Below are 20,344 nucleotides of genomic sequence, written 5' to 3' on the forward strand. Positions count from 1 at the left end.
AAGAGCCAGAGGCGACATCTGATGATGATAAGGCAAAGGCTTTAGCAGCAGCGAAGGCAAAAGCAGTAGCGGCAGCAAAAGCAAAGGCAGCGGCAATTGCGAAACAAAAAGCAGCGGAATCAGGCGAACAGGCTCAAGCAGAAGAGCCAGAGGCGACATCTGATGATGATAAGGCAAAGGCTTTAGCAGCAGCGAAGGCAAAAGCAGTAGCGGCAGCAAAAGCAAAGGCAGCGGCATTAGCAAAGCAAAAAGCAGCAGAAGGTGAAGAAACTCCAGCAGATGTTGCAGATGATGAAAAAGCGAAAGCAATTGCAGCAGCAAAGGCAAAAGCAGTAGCGGCAGCAAAAGCAAAGGCAGCCGCATTGGCAAAACAAAAAGCAACGGGTGGAGAAGACACAGCAATTGCTGGTTCAGACGATGAAGCGGCAAAAGCAAAAGCGAAGGCAATTGCAGTTGCGAAGGCAAAAGCAGCAGCAGCTGCAAAAGCGAAAGGCAAAACAGATGGTGGTAAAGAGGCTCCAGTTGATGAAGTGAAACCTTCTCATAATCAACCATTGTTAGATGAAGTAAAGGCATTAATTGAAAAAGAGTTTGGAACGGATGTTATTGAGGAAGCAATTATTAATACGCTTTCTAAAGATGATCCAACTTTTACAATTAAAAGGGATGCTTATTTTAAAGTAGCACAGTTCTTAAAGAGTAATGAACAGCTACAATTTACTTATTTATCTGGATTACATGGAACTGATTTTGTTGAGTACATGGAAGTCTACTCTTACATATATTCATATAAACGTAAACATGGAATCGCTTTAAAAGTAAAAGCAGACCGTGAACAACCTATTGTTGATAGTATTACTCCAATATGGGAAGGTGCAAACTGGCCAGAGCGTGAGACTTACGACTTACTTGGTATTCAGTTTGAAGGTCATCCAAAATTGGAGCGTATCTTACTGCCAGATAATTGGGTTGGCTATCCACTAAGAAAAGATTACGTTCAATTTGATGAGGGGGTGTAGGATAAGCCATGATTCGTACGGAAGAAATGCTATTAAATGTCGGACCTCAGCATCCAAGTACACACGGTGTATTTCGTCTTGTGTTAAAGATTGATGGAGAGATCATTAAAGAGGCGACACCTGTCATCGGTTATCTACACCGTGGAACAGAGAAAATCGCTGAAAATCTTCAATATACACAGATTATTCCATATACAGACCGTATGGATTATCTATCAGCAATGACAAATAACTATGTTCTCTGCCATGCTGTTGAAACAATGATGGATATTAAAGTTCCGGATCGCGCAGAGTATTTACGCGTTATTGCAATGGAATTAGGGCGTGTTGCTAGTCACTTAGTTTGGTGGGGTACAAACCTTCTAGATATTGGGGCAGTGAGTCCATTCCTTTATGCTTTCCGTGAGCGTGAAATGATTATCAATCTATTAAACGAACTGTGTGGAGCGAGATTGACTTTTAACTACATGCGCGTTGGTGGGGTTAAGTGGGATGCTCCTGAAGGTTGGATTGAAAAAGTAAAAGAATTTATTCCTTATATGAGAGAGCAATTAAAGGGATATCACGATTTAGTTTCTGGTAATGAAATCTTTATTAATCGTGTAAAAGGTATTGGTGCATATTCACAAGAAGATGCAATTAATTTTTCATTAAGTGGTGCAAATCTTCGTTGTACTGGTGTTAAATATGATCTACGAAAAGATGCTCCATATTCTATTTACGATCGCTTTGATTTCGATGTCCCAGTGGGAACAGTTGGCGATGCATGGGATCGATATATGTGCAGAATGCTAGAAATTGAAGAGTCATTAAAGATTTTAGAACAAGCTGTTGAACAATTCCCTGCTGAAGGTGAAATTTTAGCAAAAGTTCCTAAAATCATCAAGGCTCCTAAAGGTGAAGGATATGTTAGAATCGAGTCACCTCGTGGAGAAATCGGTTGCTATATTGCAAGTGATGGAAAAAAAGAGCCGTATCGTTTGAAGTTTAGACGACCATCTTTTTATAATCTGCAAATTCTTCCAAAGCTATTAAAAGGTGAAAACATCGCAAACTTAATTACTATTTTAGGTGGTATCGATATTGTACTTGGGGAGGTAGACGGATAATGATAGAAAATCTTCTACAAAGTACACCGTCTTGGATAAATTTTCTCATCTATTTAGGCTTAGGCGTTATTTTTCTATTTGTAGTTTTAGGTTTCGTAACATTTGGAATCCTATCAGAACGTAAAGTAATGGGTTTCATGCAAGGGCGTATTGGACCGAACCAAGTTGGTGGACGTTATGGTTTACTTCAAACTGTTGCTGACGTATTAAAGCTACTTTTAAAAGAGGATACAATTCCGAAAGCGGCAGATAAACCATTATTTATACTTGCACCGATCATTGCATTTGCACCAGCGTTTATGGTATTAGCAACTCTACCTTTCACAGAGAACTTACAGTTTGCTGATATAGGTGTTGGATTACTTTACTATATTGCTGTTTCAGGATTAACAACAGTTGGTGTTGTTACAGCGGGTTGGGCCTCAAATAACAAATACTCACTTATTGGTGGTATGCGTGCAGCAGCACAGATGATTTCATATGAAATTCCGTTAGTAATGAGCGTATTAGGTGTTATTTTATTAACTGGAAGCTTAAATTTAAATGATATTGTTAATGCACAGGAGAATGTGTGGTTCATTGTAACTCAGCCGATTGCTTTTATCGTTTTCTTAATTGCAGCTGTAGCTGAATTAAACCGTACACCTTTTGACTTACCAGAGGCTGAGTCAGAACTTGTAGCAGGTTATCATACAGAGTTTTCAGGATTCCGTTGGGCATTTTTTATGCTTTCAGAGTATGTTTACTTTTTTGCAATGTGTTCGCTAATTACGATTCTATTTTTAGGCGGATGGAAACCAATTGCGGGTCTAGACTTCATTCCTGGGGCTGTTTGGTTCTCTTTAAAATTTAGTGTAATTTTATATTTATTAATTTGGTTCCGTGTTACGTTCCCACGTTTACGTGCTGACCAATTAATGGAGTTCGGTTGGAAGGTATTATTACCAATTTCATTAGCTAATATTTTAATAACTGCATTAGTAAAAAGCTTGTTCTTCTAAACAAATAGACCAATCTAAAGGGGTGTGAGTCATGATTGGGTTAGTAAAAGGTTTAAAATATACTCTTCAAAATTTAACGCGCGAGAAAGTGACGTATGATTATCCAAATCAGCCGATTCCGTTACCAGATCGTTTTCGTGGAATTCAGAAATTTTATCCAGAAAAATGTATTGTTTGTAATCAATGTTCAGCAATATGTCCAACAGACTGTATTACATTAACTGGGAAAAAACATCCTGATCCTACGAAAAAAGGAAAAATTATCGACACATACGATATAAATTTTGAAATTTGTATTTTATGTGATTTATGTACAGAAGTTTGTCCAACAGAAGCGATTATTATGACAAATAACTTTGAACTTGCTGAATATTCACGAGATGAATTGTTTAAAGACCTTCAATGGCTTGATGAAAACGATCAAAACATTCGAAAGGAGAATAAAGCATGAGTGGTTTCGTAGTTGCTTTCTTTCTTCTTTCTTTATCAGCCATTTTAGGTGGCGTAATGATGTTAAACTCAACGAAAGTTATGCATATGATGCTTTCGCTTGTATTAACATTCATCAGTATTGCAGGGATTTATGTCCTTCTATCAGCTGAATTCGTAGCAGTTGTTCAAATTCTTATTTATTCAGGTGCAGTAACAATCTTAATGATTTTTGGAATCATGTTAACGAAACATGATATTGAAAGTGAAAAACCAAAAAGAAATTGGAGAAATATAGCTGCATTAATCGGTATTGTTGCATTTGGAGTCGTTATGTTTTTAGGAGTAAACGGACTTTCAATCGACGCATCAGATGTTGATTTAGCAACAAATAATACGAAAAATATTGGATTACAATTATTTACAAATCATATCGTGCCATTTGAAGTAATGTCTGTATTATTACTAATTGCTTTAGTAGGTGCGATTATTTTAGCAAAATCAGATGATTCAAAAGAGGAGGGTACGAAGGAATGAGTTCAGTTCCAATTAATGCTTATCTTCTTTTAGCGCTAATTTTATTTTGTATCGGATTATATGGTGCATTAACAAAACGAAACACTGTAATTGTGTTAATTTGTATTGAGTTAATGTTAAATGCCGCAAATATTAATTTAGTGGCATTTAGTAAGCTGGGTGTAGCACCGTCTTTAACAGGACAAATTTTTTCATTATTTACGATTTCAGTTGCAGCTGCTGAGGCTGCAGTGGGCGTAGCAATTTTAATTGCATGGTATCGTCATCGTCAGACAGTCAATATCGATGAAGCTGATTCATTGAAAAGATAAATAGGAGGTGGAATTTGATGATGCAGTATGCTTGGCTTGTTCCGGTACTTCCGCTAATTTCCTTTCTAATCCTAATATTAGCTGGTACAAAAGGAAAGAAAGGTAGTGGGATTTTAGGAGCAACTTTAACAGGAATCTCATTCATCATCTCCTTGTTCGTCTTATTTGACCGTCTACAAGGGGATACAGTGCAGAAACTATACACTTGGTTAACAATTGGAAATATCGATATTCACGTTGGATATGTAGTAAATGCACTAAATTCGTTAATGCTAGTAATCGTTACGTTTGTTAGTACATTAGTACATATTTATTCAACAGCATATATGGAAGAGGATGATCGAATTACAGTGTTTTTCGCATATCTGGGCTTATTTACATTTGCGATGTTAGCACTTGTTATTTCACCTAGCATTCTACAACTTTATGTATTCTGGGAGTTAGTAGGCTTAGGTTCGTTCTTACTTGTTGGTTTCTACTTTTATAAAGAGGAAGCAAAAGCAGCGGCTAAAAAAGCGTTCATTATGACTAGAATAGGGGACGTTGGTTTATTTATCGGGATGGTACTTTTATTTTGGAAAACAAAGAGCTTTGATTTCGATCAAATTTTCAGTGTAATCCAAGGCGGACAGGTGAGTACTGGTATGTTAACACTTATTGCGATCCTGATTTTCGTAGGAGCAATGGGTAAATCAGGTCAGTTCCCACTTCATACATGGCTTCCTGATGCGATGGAAGGTCCAACACCTGTTTCTGCATTAATTCACGCAGCAACAATGGTAGCAGCCGGTGTTTACTTAGTAGCAACGACTTATCCAATCTTTATTGCTAGTGGAACTGCTTTAACGGTAGTTGCGATTGTCGGAGGATTTACAGCAATTTTTGCAGCGAGTATTGGTCTTGTGCAAAGAGATATTAAGCGAGTACTAGCATACTCTACAGTCAGTCAATTGGGCTATATGATGCTTGCATTAGGTGTAGGTGGTTATACAGCAAGTATTTTCCACTTAACAACTCATGCATTTTTTAAAGCTTTGTTATTCTTAGCTGCAGGTAGTGTTATTCATGCCGTACACACTCAAGACATTTTTAAAATGGGTGGATTACGTCAGAAAATGAAATGGACATCTACACTATTCTTAATCGGTACATTAGCTATTACAGGTGTACCATTACTATCTGGTTTCTTTAGTAAGGATGAAATTTTAGCTGCAACTTGGGAAAATGGCAATTACGTTTTATTCGTAGTAGCTTTAACTGCGGCATTTTTTACTTCTTTCTATATGTTCCGATTATTTTTCTTAGTTTTCACTGGAGAAGAGAAGACTAAAGGTGCGCACGAGTCACCAATGTCAATGGTCCTTCCAATGTCACTACTAGGGATCCTTGCAATATTTGCAGGTTATATTAATACACCATTCTTTGGTCGTCACTTAAATGAGTTTTTATTAGATGGAGCTCCATTTACAATTACTGAGCATAGTCATGAGCCGGTTTGGATTATGATCGTAGCAACGCTTGTTTCTTTAGCTGGTATTACGCTTGCTTACAATATGTATGGAAGAAATGTGAAGCAATCGAAACAAGAAGAAAATGGATTATTCTATGAAATTCTTCTTAATAAATATTATATTGACGAATTGTATAACGGTTCAATTGTAAAAGGTATGTTTGCAATCGGACATGTAATGTTTGCTATTGAGCGTTTTGTAATTGAAGGACTTGCATTACTAGTAAAAGGAATTGTAAGTAGTGTCGGTGGAATTGGTTCAAGGCTTCAAAGTGGTCAAGTCCAAACTTATGGATTTATCACATTACTTGGTCTTGTACTAATCTTATTAGCAATCGTTGTGACAGGGGGGTACAACTTATGATGTCTCATTTCTTATTATGGGTTGTTTTCTCACCTTTATTGGGATTATTACTAGTTTCTTTTGCTCCAAAGAATTCTTATAAGCTTTGGGCATTATTGACTTCGGTTTTATCATTTGCAGTTACTATACTAGCTTATATAGCAGGTCAAAACCATTCTAGTTTAAAAGATTGGAATATTTCATATGATTGGTTTTCGTTTGGAAAATTTTTCGCTGGATCAACTAGATTGTTTCAAGTTAAGTTTGAGCTTGGAGTAGACGGTCTATCATTAGTGATGATTTTACTTACTGGTATTATCTCATTAATCGCTGTAATAGCAGGTTACTCTATTAATAAAGGTTCAAAAGGCTTCTATCAACTACTATTTATTTTACAAGTAGGTATGTTTGGTGTATTCGCAGCTCAGAACTTAGTGTTATTCTTCTTATTCTTTGAATTAACGCTAGTGCCAATGTTCTTCTTAATTGGTAAATGGGGTCGATTTGATAGTGAACGTGCTGGATACCAATTCTTAATTTATAACGGATTAGGGTCTGCATTCTTATTATTTGTTATTGCTGTCCTATTTGCTCGCACAGGCACAACAAATTATGAAGTTTTAGCAAACATTATTCCAGCAGGACAACAAACAGTTAGTCCAATTTCAGAGCATTTAAAAATGGTTCTATTAATTTGTTTATTAATTGCATTTGCAATCAAACTACCATTATTCCCGTTCCATCGATGGATGGTGAATGTTCATACTCAAGCAAATCCTGCTGTGGTAATCATTCACGCTGGTATCCTATTAAAAATTGGAACTTACGGTTTAATTCGTTTTGCTTTAGGTATTTTCCCAGAGCAATTTGAAAAAATGTCGGTAGCTCTTGCGATTATTGGTGTAATTAATTTACTTTACGGAGCTTATATTGCTTTAATTCAAAAGGAATTACGCTCTGTATTGGCATATTCAAGTTTCTCACACATGGGGATTGTTATTATTGGATTAGCAGCAATGAATAGCGCTGGAATCCAAGGAGCAATTTTACAATCAGTATCTCACGGTTTAATTGCAGCACTTCTATTTTTAATAGTTGGCATGTTAGAAAACCGAGGTGATACTACTAGTTTTGACCGTATTTCTGGTCTTTCAAAATCAGCTCCAAGACTTGCCGGCTTATTGCTTTTTGGTGGTATGGCATCGTTAGGTTTACCAGGTCTATCAGGGTTCGTAGGAGAATGGTTATCATTTGTAGGCCTTTTCCAATCTCATAAAGCAATTGCAACTGTAGGTACATTAGGAATCATCTTAACTGCAGCTTATATTTTAAGAGCAATTTTACAATTAAGCTTCGGTAAAACTAGTGAATTTATTTCATCATTCACTGATTTGTCAAAACGTGAAGCAATCGCTTCAGTTATTTTAGTATTTGCGATTGTCCTGCTTGGTGTATATCCAGCTTTCGTAAATGATATGATTGTTTCATCAGTGGATTTTATCATTCAAGGGATTAGAGGTGTATAGAAGATGACTTGGAAAGCATTATCTGAATTTCAATGGGGAACAATGGGTCCTGAGATTATTCTAGTAGCTGCTACGCTTCTTCTATTAACTCTAGAACTCTTACTACCTAAGAATGCGAGTCGTAAAATAGTCGGTTGGGTTGGTTTACTAAGCGTTGTCGGATCACTAGTATGGTTATTCACACTTTATTCACATAAACCAATAAGTCTATTAGCGGGATCGTTTAAACTTGATTCATTTGGGCTTCTCTTTAAAACTATTTTATTAATCGGGGCAATCTTAGTTTTATTACTTGCCCTTGGAGATAAATCAATTGCAGAGCGCTCAGAATACTACACATTGTTTATTACAGCGTTAATTGGAGCAATGTATATGGCTTCAAGTAGTGATTTAATCACATTATTTGTTGGATTAGAGTTACTCTCGATTTCATCTTATATTCTAGTTGGCATTCAAAAGAGAAGAGAAGGCTCATCTGAAGCTGCACTTAAGTATGTAATTAACGGTGGTATTTCAACTGCAATAACATTATTCGGACTAAGCTATACTTATGGCTTAACAGGTACAACAAACTTTACTGAAATGAATTTGGCACTTCAACAAGGAATTCCAAGCAGTAATGAATTTCTAATGATCCTAGCATTTGTGCTAGTATTTGTTGGATTATCATTTAAACTTGCGTCTGTTCCGTTCCATATGTGGGCGCCAGATGTATATGAAGGTGCTCCAACACCTGTAACAGCATTTTTAGCAACAGTTTCAAAAACAGGTGGCTTTATTATCGTACTTCGCATCTTCTTAGCAATTTTTACGGGTGCATTATTGATGAAGGAACAAAAATCTGTATTTGAAGTAATGCAACCAGTTGTTGCCACATTGGCCGCGTTATCGATGATTATTGGTAATACAATTGCTTTAAAACAAAACAGTCTAAAGCGTATTCTTGCATACTCAGGTATTGCACACGGTGGTTATGTTCTAGTTGCATTTGTAAGTATTTCACCATTCATGTTTGAGGGAATCTGGTTCTACTTATTAGCTTATACATTCATGACAATCGGTATTTTAACAATTGTTTACAATGTACAACAACAAAGGGGATCTGACTCATTATCATCATTTGCAGGGCTAATTAAAACAAATCCATTTTTAGCGATTACAATGACAATATTTGTTTTATCGCTGGCGGGTATTCCATTAACTGCAGGGTTTATAGGAAAGTTAAATATATTCTTGGGGGCTTTCGTCCAAATTAAAGGATATTATGTTCTAGGTGGTATTCTACTTTTAACTACAGTAGTATCCTATTTTTACTATTTCGGGATCCTTCAAACTATTTTCTTTAGAAGTGGTGAAGAGCGTAAAGTTGTACTTCCTAAGACACATCTATTCGTTGTATTGGTTTGTGCTATTTTAACAATTGTATTGGGTATTAAACCATCTTTAGCATTAGATGTATTTCATAAGCTAGACATTGTGAAAGACTTCTTTATGGCGTAAAATATATTTAAATTAAAAGTGTAGGTTGATTCCTACACTTTTTAATTTGTAGAAAAAGTTTAAAATTAGGTTTTCAGACTGTTTGAAACTTCGTGTACTAAGAACACATGGGCTAAAAATGCAACTAGGCAATCTGAAAATTTTTTCTATAAAAATGCGGAAAGAGGACGTGGAAAATGGAAGCTTTAGTTGGGACAGAAGCGTTATTAGCAATAATTGTCCATTTATTTTTCATTAGTTTAACTTGGTGGGCGCTAACAGCAATTAAGTGGGAGAGTATTATGAAAAAAGGCCATGTCGCCCAAATTCGACTTTTTATGGTGCTACTGACGATTACAATTTCTTCTGCTGTAAGTAGTTTTTTCCTAGACTATCTTCAATATACAAAAAACATTACATATTTATTGAAATAATTTGTCAAAAAGTATGTTACGTTGTACCGTATAAACCCCTCTCTACCTGTGAAAAATGGAAGTAAGAGAGGGGTTTATTTATGAAAAAGACTATGTACATATTATTAATTACGATTACTTTTGCTTCTGCACTATTTTTTAATTGGGGTAAAATCGGTATGGCTGACACAGGTGTAGGCCAATTGAATCGTTTTGCAGACGTATTAAATAAAAAAGACATTTCGGTTACAAGTTGGAATTTATACTCAAGAGAAGCTAAAATGAATACTTCGGTGTCCAAAATAATCAGTAAATATAAAGAGGATTTTAAAAATTTTAAGTGGACGAAAGCTGACAATGGTAATAAAATAATTGGTACGTTTAACCATAATTTGGTCACAGAAAGAATCGTTGTTACATCTACTGGCAATAACAGCAGCTATGTAATTTATGAACTTAGTGGGACTAAATGGGACCAACAGGCTGAAAAAGAAACGAATAAGCTTATAAAGAATTCATTGGAAAATATTTTTAGTAAAGAACCTACTTTTTTTACTTGTATTAAGGGGACAATCGGTGGTAAACTTGAAGGTGTTTTGCAGGGTATAAAAAATGATTTTTTGGGGACTTTTAAAGCAACAAAAATTGAAGAAATAAAAGAAGGGGCATTCGTCTCTGTTTCAGCATATACTGAACAGTGGAATGACGCTCTGGTTGCAAATGGCAAAAAAATTAATTTACAAATTGCAATACGTGAAAACAATGTTGATAAATCAACGACAATTATTATTGGCACACCGATTATAACAGTAGAATATTGATAGATCTATTTTAGGACACGGAGGGGAAAAGTTTGGATAAAATCATTGTCCGTGGCGGGAAACAGCTTCAAGGCACAGTTCGTGTAGAGGGTGCAAAAAATGCTGTCTTACCAGTTCTTGCTGCAGCGCTACTAGCTAGTGAAGGAAAAAATATAATTCATGACGTACCAACTCTATCTGACGTTTACACGATTAACGAAGTTCTTCGTAATTTAAATACAGAGGTTGGGTTTAAAAATAATACAGTAACAGTTGATGCTTCAAAGGATTTACATGTTGAAGCACCATTTGAATATGTTCGTAAAATGCGAGCATCTATTCTTGTAATGGGACCTCTTTTAGCAAGAAATGGTCATGCACGTGTAGCGTTACCAGGTGGATGTGCGATTGGATCTAGACCAATTGAACAGCACTTAAAAGGGTTTGAAGCAATGGGAGCTCAAATTACGGTTGGTAATGGTTTTGTAGAAGCAAAATCAAACGGTCGTTTAAAAGGGGCAAAAATCTATTTAGATTTCCCAAGCGTAGGTGCAACAGAAAATATTATGTCTGCAGCAGCACTTGCTGAAGGAACAACAATTCTTGAAAATGCTGCAAAAGAACCTGAAATTGTTGACTTAGCAAACTTCATTAATGCAATGGGCGGTAAAGTTCGTGGTGCTGGAACAGGCACTATTCGAATTGAAGGTGTACCAACATTATTTGGTACAACTCATCACATTATTCCAGACCGTATTGAAGCTGGAACATTTATGGTAGCAGCAGCAATTACGAATGGAAATGTATTAATTGAAAATGCAGTTCCAGAGCATTTAAGCTCAGTAGTAGCGAAAATGCGTGAAATGGGCGTAACAATTATCGAAGAGGAAGAAGGTCTTCGTGTAATTGGTACAGACAATTTAAAACCTGTAGACATCAAAACAATGCCTCACCCAGGCTTCCCAACAGATATGCAATCACAAATGATGGCACTTCTATTAAAAGCTAGTGGAACAGGCATGATTACTGAAACAGTATTCGAAAATCGTTTTATGCACGTGGAAGAATTCCGTCGCATGAATGCAAATATTAAAATTGAAGGTCGATCAACTATTATTCATGGACCAAATGATCTTCAAGGAGCAGAAGTAGCTGCTACGGATTTACGTGCTGCTGCATCACTTATCCTTGCTGGTCTAGTTGTTGATGGATATACTCGTGTTACTGAATTAAAACATTTAGATCGTGGTTATGTAAATTTCCATGAAAAGCTTGCTGCACTTGGAGCGGACATTGAACGTGTATACGAACCAAGCACAGCTGTAGAGGAAGAAACACTTAAAGATTTACAAGCGTAAACTAAAAACTAATTCAAATGCCTGGCACTTTGTGTTACCCCACATAGAGCCGGGCATTTTTGCATTTTCATGCAACTTTCTACTATCAGTTATAGACAGAAACCTTATAAAATATTCTAAAAATAATAAAAAATAATACAATTTGTTAAAAGAATCTAATTTGAGATGAATCTATTATTTGTTCTAAATGCTTGTCCATAAACATAAATTATCTTTAGAAAGGGCAATTAGTTGAAAATTGTCATTTAAAGTTGTTTTGAAATGGATAGGAGGAAAATATGAAGTCATTTAAAACATTAATCACTGCAGGATTAACTACTTGCTCAGTCGTTATTATTATCCCTACATTGCTTGTTCTACCATTTCATAGCCATACAGATGGTAGATTGGTTGATCAGCTACAGAAAAAAGCAAACCAAGTCGCAGCAGCGAACAAAAATGACAATCTAAGTATTGAAGTCTTTAGAACAAAAACACAAAAAGTAGAAAAACTACCAATCGAGGAATACGTATTAGGAGTAGTAGCATCAGAAATGCCAGCAAAATTTGAAACAGAAGCACTAAAAGCACAAAGTTTAAGTGCAAGAACATTTATCATCAAACGATTGAAAGAAGGTAAACCACTGGATGAAGGTGGGATTGTTGATGATTCAGTTAATTTTCAAGTCTTTCAGGATCGCGATGATTTGAAGAAAAGATATGGCGCTGAATACGATAAAAATATAGCTAAAATTGAAAAAGCTGTAAAAGCCACTGAAGGACAAATATTAACTTACAATGGACAACCTATAACTGCTTCATTCTTCTCTACAAGCAATGGATACACAGAAAACTCCGAAGATTATTGGAAAAATAGTGTACCATATTTGAAAAGTGTACCGAGTCCTTGGGATTCCGTTGCTCCAAACTATATATCAAAAAAATCATTTACATTAAGTGATTTCGAAAAAAAACTTAATGTGAAAATTAATAAGTCAGACATAGGGAAAGTCACTTTGAGAACACAAGGTAAACGTGTAGAACAAGTAGCGTTTGGTAAAAAAACTCTCTCTGGTAAAGAAATTAGAGAAAAACTAAACTTACGTTCAACGGATTTTTCATGGGAGCGTTCAGGTAATGAAATCATCATTACAACAAAAGGCTTTGGCCATGGAGTTGGTATGAGTCAATACGGAGCAAATGAGCTTGCTAAACAAGGTAAAACATACGATGAGATTGTTAAGTATTATTATAAGGGAATCAACATAAAGAAGCTTAGTAAGAAGGATTATGACCTATTAGAGAAGCTTTGAGAGTTCAGACTGCCCGTCAAGCGCTTGCAGTCAATCTGAAACTCAAGTTTTTTAGTACTCTGTCTACACACTGGACAGACCTCATGAAGGTCTGTTTTTTTGTTTATCAGTTTTATATGAAAAGAAGAAATTAAATTTAAAAACACTCTAAATCGAACTAAGATTCGTTCATTTAGAGTGTTTTTTGATTAAAGAAAGTATTTATTTTGGGATATTAAGAAGTTTAATTGCAGAATTACCAGTGTTATTTGGTTCAATTTCAGTTCCTTAGTATACATAAGAATACAATTCCACTTATTTACTTAGCCCTTACTGCTTTTGAGCATATTTATAATAAAAATATCCAACAAATGGACGTACCTTTATGTTTTTTACATTTGATTTTTGCAAGTATACATAGCCAGCTTGGTAAACTGGAGCAATCGCAGCATCATCTAGTAAAAGGTCTTCGGCATTATGAAGGAGCTGAGAACGTTCTGTTTCGTTTTGTAAGCTGATTGTATTTGCTTTTTGAACAAATTCGTCGTATTTAGCATTTTTATAATTTAATACATTTAAAGCTGATTTAGATGTAAATAGCTCTAAATAAGTTGTTGGATCTGGATAATCTGCGCCCCATGTATCTAGAGAGAGATCATAGTTTCCTTGCTGACGCAATTCGAATTTTTGTTGTGCAGGCTGTACGACAATATTAACTGTTAGACCTTTTAAATTTGTTTCTAATTGTGATTTTAAATATTCACCAATTTTACGCGATGTATTGTTATCACTTACTAGTAATGAAATTGTAGCTTTTGACTTACCACTTTCAGATAAAGCTTCTTTAAATAAAGATTTAGCCTCCTCTAAATTTACTGTAGAAGGATGAGACGTTGAGCCAACAAAGTCGACCCCTTTCGAGTTTTTTACTAAACCTTTAGGAATAATTCGATCAGTAGGAATAGAACCATCGTTTAATATCGTTGTACTAATGTCCTCTTTATTATAGCCATTTGCGATTGCCTTACGTACTTTTACTTTTGCTAAAAATGGATTTTTTTGATTAAAGCTGATGTAAGAGACAATTGGCATAGCTAGTTTGTTTAATTCTTTATCCCCTTTATAACGATCGATAACATTAGAATCAATAATCGCTTGGTCAAGTTCACCTGTTTCATAAAGATTAACTGCAGTTGTTGTTTCTTTCATGATTTTAACGTCAATTTTATTTACATGGACATTCTTTTTATCATAGTATTGCGGATTTTTTGTCATAGTGAATCCAGCCTCATGATTCCATTTACTAACAACGTAAGGACCATTATATAAAGTTGTATTCGCTTCTAAACCATATTTGCTACCTTGCTCCTTAACGAATTTTTCATTTAACGGGAAGAACATCGGTAAACTTGTCAGTTGAATGAAATATGGGATAGGGCGTGCAAGTTTAATTTGTAATGTTTTATCGTCTAGTGCAGTTACCCCGAGTTTATCCACAGATAACTTTCCTTGGTTAATTTCTTTTGCATTTTCAATATCATATAAATCGTATGCAAACTGAGCTTTAGTATTTTGATCAACTGCTCGTTTCATTGCAAAAACAAAATCTTTTGCTGTTACTGGATCTCCATTTGAATATTTAGCATCCCTTAAGGTAAATGTATAAACTTTACCATCCGTACTAACTTTATGTGACAAAGCAGCAGCGGGAACGTATTCTCCTTTTTCATTTGGCATGTAAAGACCTTCCATTACGCTATTAAGTGCGTTTAATGATGGTCCATCTAAAGCTAGTGAACTATCAAGACTTACAATATCTGAAGTATCCATTAAATGTAACGTGTGATCATTTGACTTCGAAGCTGTTTGATTTGATTGTTGTCCACAACCTGCTAGTGCCAATGTGAATAATAAAGTAATTGATATGAAGGTTTTCTTAGTAAATATCATTTTATTTTTCTCTCCTTATTTTTGGGTACAAAAAAAGAGTCCCCGCCTTATAAAAAGGACGAGGACTCCCGTGGTGCCACCTTAATTAGTCTAAAAACATTTAGACTCACTTTGCAGTATCGAAACAAATGAATTGAACTACCTTGTGACAAAAAGCAGTATCGAAACATGAGTTTGAATACCCGTCTCTTTTATCGGTGAGACGTCCGCCAAAGCCTACTGCATAAATAAATGGTTCGGTTTGGGTGCTCAGAAGCCCATTCAAAAATATGTCCGTACTGACTTGCACCAACCGTCAGCTCTCTGAAACTTTCATATAATCTACTCTTCTTCATCATCGCAAAAAATATATAATGACTGAAATAATTTTTTAAGTTTAAGTTTTTAATACATCGTACAAGCTTGTAGTGTGATTATATTTTGTAATAAAGAAAATTGCAAGAAAAATATTTTGTGGACTTCATAATGAGACTTATTAACTTATCCACAAATATTGTGTATAAACCTTGTGGAATTGTGGATAAATCGCTTTTAATTGTTAATATTTTTCTAGTATTTTGTGGATTAATGTGAATTAGTTTGAAATTGTGTGGAAAAATAAGAATTTTGTCGAACTAAAATTTTCTAAATTGCGTATATAATTCCAGAAATCTGTTGACAATGATTGCAGAGGTGATAAGGATGAGAGAGGAACAAAACAAAAAAACTTCTCAAAAGGTTATTAAAATGTTAAGAAAGCGTTGGGTAGTACCAGCAATTTATTTAGTGAGTGCGGCAGTTATTTTGACAGGTGCGTTATGGTATCAATATAGTAATGCTCCAACTCCAACAAAAACTGGAACTACAGTTGATACGAGAGAGCCAGAGGCAATTCCAGCTTCACAGCCAGAAGAAAAATTAACTTACCCAGTTTCAAAGGATGCAACAGTTCAAGTTAAAAGTCATTATTATGACGACTCTGCTTCAAAAGATGAGCAACAAGCATCATTAATCCAAATGGATAATAATACTTTCACGATCAACACGGGTATGGATTTAGTTGATAAAAGTGGAAAAGAATTTGATGTAACTGCAGCTCTTAGTGGTACTGTTACAAAAGCTCAAAAAGATGCTGAGCTAGGTTATGTAGTTGTAGTAGAAAGTGGTAACGGATTAGTTTCATATTACCAAAGCTTAAAGTCTGTAAGTGTTGAGCCAGGAACAAAAGTTTCACAAGGACAAGTTCTTGGAACAGCTGGAACGGCTTTAATTGGCAAAGAAAATGGCATTCATGTTCATTATGAATTACGTAAAGATGGTGTAGCAATTAATCCAGAGAAATACCAAGGACAAGATGTTTCATCAATTATTAGTTCTGAAAATACAAAAAGCGAAACAAAAGAATCGAATACAATGAATACTTCTGGTAATGTATCTGATGACAATGAAGAAGGTTCTTCTAATACTGATTCAACTGGAAATAAAATTCAACAATAATAATTAAGCAATTCACAAAGTGCCTAACACGTGGGAATCATACCCCATATGTGTTGGGCACTTGTTTTTTTCTGATAATTGTGCATAGTTAGACACCTTTGCTAATACAATGTTATAAACCCATCAAAGAGGTGTTTGAGGTGAGGAATCGTGGATTTTCTACCTAGTCAAAATAAATGTACCTCAGCAGGTCAGTCAGAGCAGGAAAAAGAGCAGCTTAGTCAGTCAAAACGAGTCTCATTTCACGCTTCTCACATCCATTTAGAGGAGGAGAGTAGTGTGCACGATTACATCAAAGAGAGAACGATCAAGATTGGGAAATATATCGTGGAGACGAAGAAAACAGTTCGCGTAATAGCCAAAGAGTTTGGAGTGTCAAAAAGTACAGTACACAAAGATTTAACTGAACGCCTACCGGAAATCAATCCAGATTTGGCAAATGAAGTAAAAGAAATTTTGGATTATCACAAATCAATTCGTCACTTACGCGGTGGAGAGGCTACAAAGCAAAAGTATCAAAAAGAAGATGTTGAGAAAGTAACTAAATAGGGTTTCTGAGCCTTGAAAACAAAATTAGAAATATTTAACCTCCTGTTCACAAATATTAATTACTAAAAGTAGTTCTTTATGGTAAAATTATATTTTGGTATGGAACGTATTCGGGGAACTGCTCATGAGTATAGTGAATAAGGAGGAGCCAAAAGGAATGTTTTCTAAGGATATCGGAATAGATCTTGGTACAGCCAATGTCTTAATACATGTAAAAGGTAAGGGAATCGTATTAAACGAACCTTCTGTAGTTGCAATAGAGCGTAGTAGCGGTAAAGTATTAGCAGTAGGGGAAGAAGCAAGCCGCATGGTAGGTCGTACACCTGGTAATATCGTAGCAATTCGTCCACTTAAAGATGGTGTAATTGCTGACTTTGATATTACTGAGGCAATGCTACGTCATTTTATAAATAAATTAGATGTAAAGGGATTCATGTCAAAGCCGCGTATTTTGATTTGTTGCCCAACAAACATCACATCTGTTGAACAAAAAGCAATTCGTGAAGCTGCTGAAAAGAGTGGCGGTAAACAAGTTTATCTTGAAGAAGAGCCAAAGGTTGCTGCAATCGGAGCTGGAATGGATATATTCCAACCAAGTGGTAACATGGTAATTGATATTGGCGGTGGGACAACCGATGTCGCAGTCTTATCGATGGGAGATATCGTCACCGCCTCTTCAATTAAAATGGCAGGGGACAAGTTTGATATGGAGATTCTAAACTATATCAAGCGTGAATACAAACTGCTAATTGGAGAGCGTACTGCAGAGCAAATTAAAATTGAAGTAGGTACTGTTTTCCCTGGCGCAAGAAATGAATCAATCGATATCCGTGGACGTGATATGGTAACTGGATTACCTCGCACAATTACTGTACAATCTGATGAAATTCAAAGAGCATTAAGTGAACCAGTTTACTTAATCGTACAAGCTGCAAAAACAGTATTAGAGCGTACACCACCTGAATTATCAGCTGATATTATTGATCGTGGAGTTATTCTTACTGGTGGCGGAGCATTACTTCATGGAATAGATATTTTACTTGCTGAAGAGTTAAAAGTACCTGTTTTCATCGCTGAAGATCCAATGCAATGTGTTGCAGTAGGTACTGGAATTATGTTAGAAAACATTGATAAGATTCCAAGTCGCTATTTAAAATAAAAATCTCAAGCTTTGTAGCTTGACTACACACTGAAATCTCAAGCATAGAGCTTGGGATTTTTTTGTTTGGAATTTATTAGGAGCAGTTATCTTTGTAAGAAAAGTGTTTAGGTTTTGTAAAGTTAAGATGAACAAGAAGGTAGTCAAAGTTGGAATAGAGAAAAGGAAAGTATCAAAGTTTAAAAAGCTCCATTTAAAGTTTAAATTAAGTAAAGTAATTGTAAACCGTAGATTATCTAGGTAAGCAGTACATATGATTTAATACTTAAAACTCTAACATCTTAAAAATTATGTAAAACGCTCCTCTAGTTTAACTTGGGACTTTATCTAAAAAAATCGGAAAAAGGATGATGATTAGTAGATAGTTAATTTAACTGGTGTAAATGATGAGCAAACTTCAAGATAAGTAGAGATACTAAATTTTATCTCTTTAAAAAACAGTTGACCTATAGAAATCAAATCTGAATTTGCAATTAAAAGTAAATTTTATCACTTTAGGCAGTGTTAAAGGTTTTTTATCTTTACTGATTAATTGTATAGGATGGGGATGAACCATGACGCATATAGTTGTTGCTGGTACGGGATATGTTGGTCTTACTACAGGAGTTTCATTTGCTTCAGTTGGTTACAATGTAACGTGTGTTGATATTGATGTTGAAAAAATTCAATTACTGCAAAAAGGAATTTGCCCTATTTTTGAACCGGGTTTGAAAGAATCATTAGTAGAAAATATTTTCCTTAATAAAATTGAGTTTACAACAAATTACAAAGAAGCTTATAGCCATGCAGATATCATATTCATTGCTGTCGGTACACCAGAACATCCAGATGGAACAGCAAATTTGCACTATTTAAAAGGGGTTGCGAAAGAGATCGCAATTAATGCTAAAAAAAATTTAACAGTTGTTATTAAAAGCACTGTTCCAGTTGGAACGAATGAGGCAGTTAAGAGAATAATGCTGGAAAATGCCCCTCGACATTTAACGATTGATATCGTATCAAATCCTGAATTTTTAAGGGAAGGTTCTGCACTTTACGATCTATTTAATGGTGATCGAATTGTCATTGGTTCCGAAAGTCAAAGTGCAACGGAATTGATAAAGGATTTATATAAACCATTTAATACAGCTATTTATACAACAGATGCAAGAAGTGCGGAAATGATTAAGTATGCATCTAATGCTTTTTTAGCTACTAAAATAAGTTTTATTAATGAAATTGCCACGATCTGTGAAAAATTAGATGCTAATGTTGATCATGTTGCTCATGGTATCGGGCTCGACCACCGAATCGGTTCAAAGTTTTTAAAAGCTGGAATTGGATATGGCGGATCTTGTTTCCCAAAGGATACGACTGCTTTAGTAAAAGAAGCTGAGCTAGTAGGTGTAGACTTAAAACTATTAAAATCTGTTATTACAATTAATAATCAACAAAAAATAAAACTTTTTGAATTAACAAAATCTCTTTTTGGAAATTTAAAAAATAAAGAAATTGCATTTCTAGGAGTTAGCTTTAAACCAAATACAAATGATATTCGACATGCACCTTCTATCGATTTAATTAATCAGTTCATCAGAGAAGGTACTAAAATAACAGTGTATGATCCATATGCCTTACCTGAATTAAGAAAAGTATTCGGAGATTCCATAAAGTATTCAGTTAATGTGAAGGAAGCTATTCATGATAAAGAGGCTACATTAATTTTGACTGAATGGAGAGAAATCGTAGAAACCGATCTCCAATTATATGAGGAGCTAATGAAGCTACCGTTAGTAATTGATGGACGTAATTGTTTTGAATTAACTGAAATACAAAAAATGAACATTCATTATTACTCAATCGGTCGAAAGCCGGTGAATCCAATCCCACAGCTTATTCGTAAATAATGATCTTAAATTTAAGACTCTTTTGGACTGAAATTTCTATGACTCTTTAATAGGAGTTGGACATTTAAGTTACTTGGATAAGATACGGCACTTCTGAGATCGAGTAACCTAGTAGGAAAAAATTTTTAGAACAAAAGTGAAGCGGGGTGTCTCATTAGACAGCCTTTTTTTATGTGCAAAAAAATCCACTTAGAAAACAATACATTAAATGAAATATT

The 20,344-nt window shown here is 35.1% G+C and carries 18 protein-coding genes and 1 other annotated feature; of the genes, 17 read left to right on the forward strand and 1 reads right to left on the reverse strand.

Translation table 11 applies throughout. From position 1 onward, the window contains the following. The 13 genes from ACFVRR_RS04885 to spoIID all read left to right on the forward strand — a co-directional run. A partial coding sequence (locus ACFVRR_RS04885; protein ID WP_387325334.1) for an NADH-quinone oxidoreductase subunit C occupies positions 1-1,019 on the forward strand: 1,019 nt, incomplete at its 5' end. Between the two features lie 8 nt (positions 1,020-1,027). Beyond that, positions 1,028-2,128, forward strand: coding sequence for an NADH-quinone oxidoreductase subunit D (locus tag ACFVRR_RS04890; protein ID WP_387325337.1), 1,101 nt, complete (start codon positions 1,028-1,030; stop codon positions 2,126-2,128). After that, positions 2,128-3,129, forward strand: a complete 1,002-nt coding sequence (nuoH, locus tag ACFVRR_RS04895) for an NADH-quinone oxidoreductase subunit NuoH (protein ID WP_387325339.1) — start codon at positions 2,128-2,130, stop codon at positions 3,127-3,129. The genes ACFVRR_RS04890 and nuoH overlap by 1 nt, the downstream gene beginning before the upstream one ends. A 31-nt stretch (positions 3,130-3,160) precedes the next feature. Next, entirely contained in the window at positions 3,161-3,580 is a 420-nt protein-coding gene (gene nuoI, locus ACFVRR_RS04900; RefSeq protein ID WP_025568978.1) for an NADH-quinone oxidoreductase subunit NuoI, read from the forward strand. Beyond that, the gene (locus ACFVRR_RS04905) at positions 3,577-4,095 is read left to right on the forward strand and encodes an NADH-quinone oxidoreductase subunit J (RefSeq protein WP_025568977.1); all 519 of its coding nucleotides are present in this window, start codon (positions 3,577-3,579) and stop codon (positions 4,093-4,095) included. The genes nuoI and ACFVRR_RS04905 overlap by 4 nt, the downstream gene beginning before the upstream one ends. Beyond that, on the forward strand, positions 4,092-4,406 hold the full coding sequence (gene nuoK, locus ACFVRR_RS04910) for an NADH-quinone oxidoreductase subunit NuoK (RefSeq protein ID WP_025568976.1): 315 nt from the start codon (positions 4,092-4,094) through the stop codon (positions 4,404-4,406). Before ACFVRR_RS04905 ends, nuoK begins: the two co-directional genes overlap by 4 nt. A gap of 17 nt (positions 4,407-4,423) precedes the next feature. Beyond that, on the forward strand, positions 4,424-6,280 hold the full coding sequence (nuoL, locus tag ACFVRR_RS04915) for an NADH-quinone oxidoreductase subunit L (protein ID WP_387325342.1): 1,857 nt from the start codon (positions 4,424-4,426) through the stop codon (positions 6,278-6,280). Continuing rightward, the gene (locus ACFVRR_RS04920) at positions 6,277-7,785 is read left to right on the forward strand and encodes a complex I subunit 4 family protein (protein WP_335448674.1); all 1,509 of its coding nucleotides are present in this window, start codon (positions 6,277-6,279) and stop codon (positions 7,783-7,785) included. The genes nuoL and ACFVRR_RS04920 overlap by 4 nt, the downstream gene beginning before the upstream one ends. 3 nt (positions 7,786-7,788) lie before the next feature. Next, positions 7,789-9,285 (forward strand): NADH-quinone oxidoreductase subunit NuoN, encoded by a 1,497-nt coding sequence (gene nuoN / locus ACFVRR_RS04925; RefSeq protein WP_387325346.1) that lies wholly within the window; start codon positions 7,789-7,791, stop codon positions 9,283-9,285. A gap of 176 nt (positions 9,286-9,461) precedes the next feature. Next, positions 9,462-9,698: a DUF1146 family protein gene (locus ACFVRR_RS04930; protein ID WP_387325349.1), complete on the forward strand. Its 237-nt coding sequence runs from the start codon at positions 9,462-9,464 to the stop codon at positions 9,696-9,698. 80 nt (positions 9,699-9,778) lie between these two features. Beyond that, positions 9,779-10,498 carry a YwmB family TATA-box binding protein gene (locus tag ACFVRR_RS04935; RefSeq protein ID WP_387325351.1) on the forward strand — a complete coding sequence of 240 codons (720 nt, stop codon included), beginning with the start codon at positions 9,779-9,781 and terminating at the stop codon, positions 10,496-10,498. Between the two features lie 32 nt (positions 10,499-10,530). Beyond that, entirely contained in the window at positions 10,531-11,835 is a 1,305-nt protein-coding gene (murA, locus tag ACFVRR_RS04940) for a UDP-N-acetylglucosamine 1-carboxyvinyltransferase (protein ID WP_387325353.1), read from the forward strand. Between the two features lie 278 nt (positions 11,836-12,113). Beyond that, positions 12,114-13,127 carry a stage II sporulation protein D gene (gene spoIID / locus ACFVRR_RS04945; protein ID WP_387325355.1) on the forward strand — a complete coding sequence of 338 codons (1,014 nt, stop codon included), beginning with the start codon at positions 12,114-12,116 and terminating at the stop codon, positions 13,125-13,127. Between the two features lie 309 nt (positions 13,128-13,436). Here the strand turns inward: spoIID and ACFVRR_RS04950 are convergent, their stop codons facing one another. Continuing rightward, positions 13,437-15,056 carry a peptide ABC transporter substrate-binding protein gene (locus ACFVRR_RS04950; RefSeq protein ID WP_387325357.1) on the reverse strand — a complete coding sequence of 540 codons (1,620 nt, stop codon included), beginning with the start codon at positions 15,054-15,056 and terminating at the stop codon, positions 13,437-13,439. 51 nt (positions 15,057-15,107) lie between these two features. Next, positions 15,108-15,403 (reverse strand) — a binding site (T-box leader). A 334-nt stretch (positions 15,404-15,737) separates the two neighbouring features. Between ACFVRR_RS04950 and spoIIQ the strand changes: the two genes are divergently transcribed. The 4 genes from spoIIQ (at position 15,738) to ACFVRR_RS04970 (ending at position 20,126) form a co-directional block, all read left to right on the forward strand. Further along, the gene (spoIIQ, locus tag ACFVRR_RS04955; protein WP_176522483.1) at positions 15,738-16,532 is read left to right on the forward strand and encodes a stage II sporulation protein SpoIIQ; all 795 of its coding nucleotides are present in this window, start codon (positions 15,738-15,740) and stop codon (positions 16,530-16,532) included. A 279-nt stretch (positions 16,533-16,811) separates the two neighbouring features. Beyond that, positions 16,812-17,081, forward strand: a complete 270-nt coding sequence (gene spoIIID / locus ACFVRR_RS04960; RefSeq protein ID WP_025569002.1) for a sporulation transcriptional regulator SpoIIID — start codon at positions 16,812-16,814, stop codon at positions 17,079-17,081. A 157-nt stretch (positions 17,082-17,238) separates the two neighbouring features. After that, positions 17,239-18,240, forward strand: coding sequence for a rod shape-determining protein (gene mreB / locus ACFVRR_RS04965; protein WP_025569003.1), 1,002 nt, complete (start codon positions 17,239-17,241; stop codon positions 18,238-18,240). A gap of 554 nt (positions 18,241-18,794) precedes the next feature. Next, the gene (locus ACFVRR_RS04970; protein WP_387325360.1) at positions 18,795-20,126 is read left to right on the forward strand and encodes a UDP-glucose dehydrogenase family protein; all 1,332 of its coding nucleotides are present in this window, start codon (positions 18,795-18,797) and stop codon (positions 20,124-20,126) included. The last annotated feature ends 218 nt before the right edge of the window (positions 20,127-20,344 follow it).

Source organism: Gottfriedia sp. NPDC057948, from assembly GCF_042887255.1.
In the GTDB taxonomy this organism is placed as follows: domain Bacteria; phylum Bacillota; class Bacilli; order Bacillales; family Bacillaceae_G; genus Gottfriedia.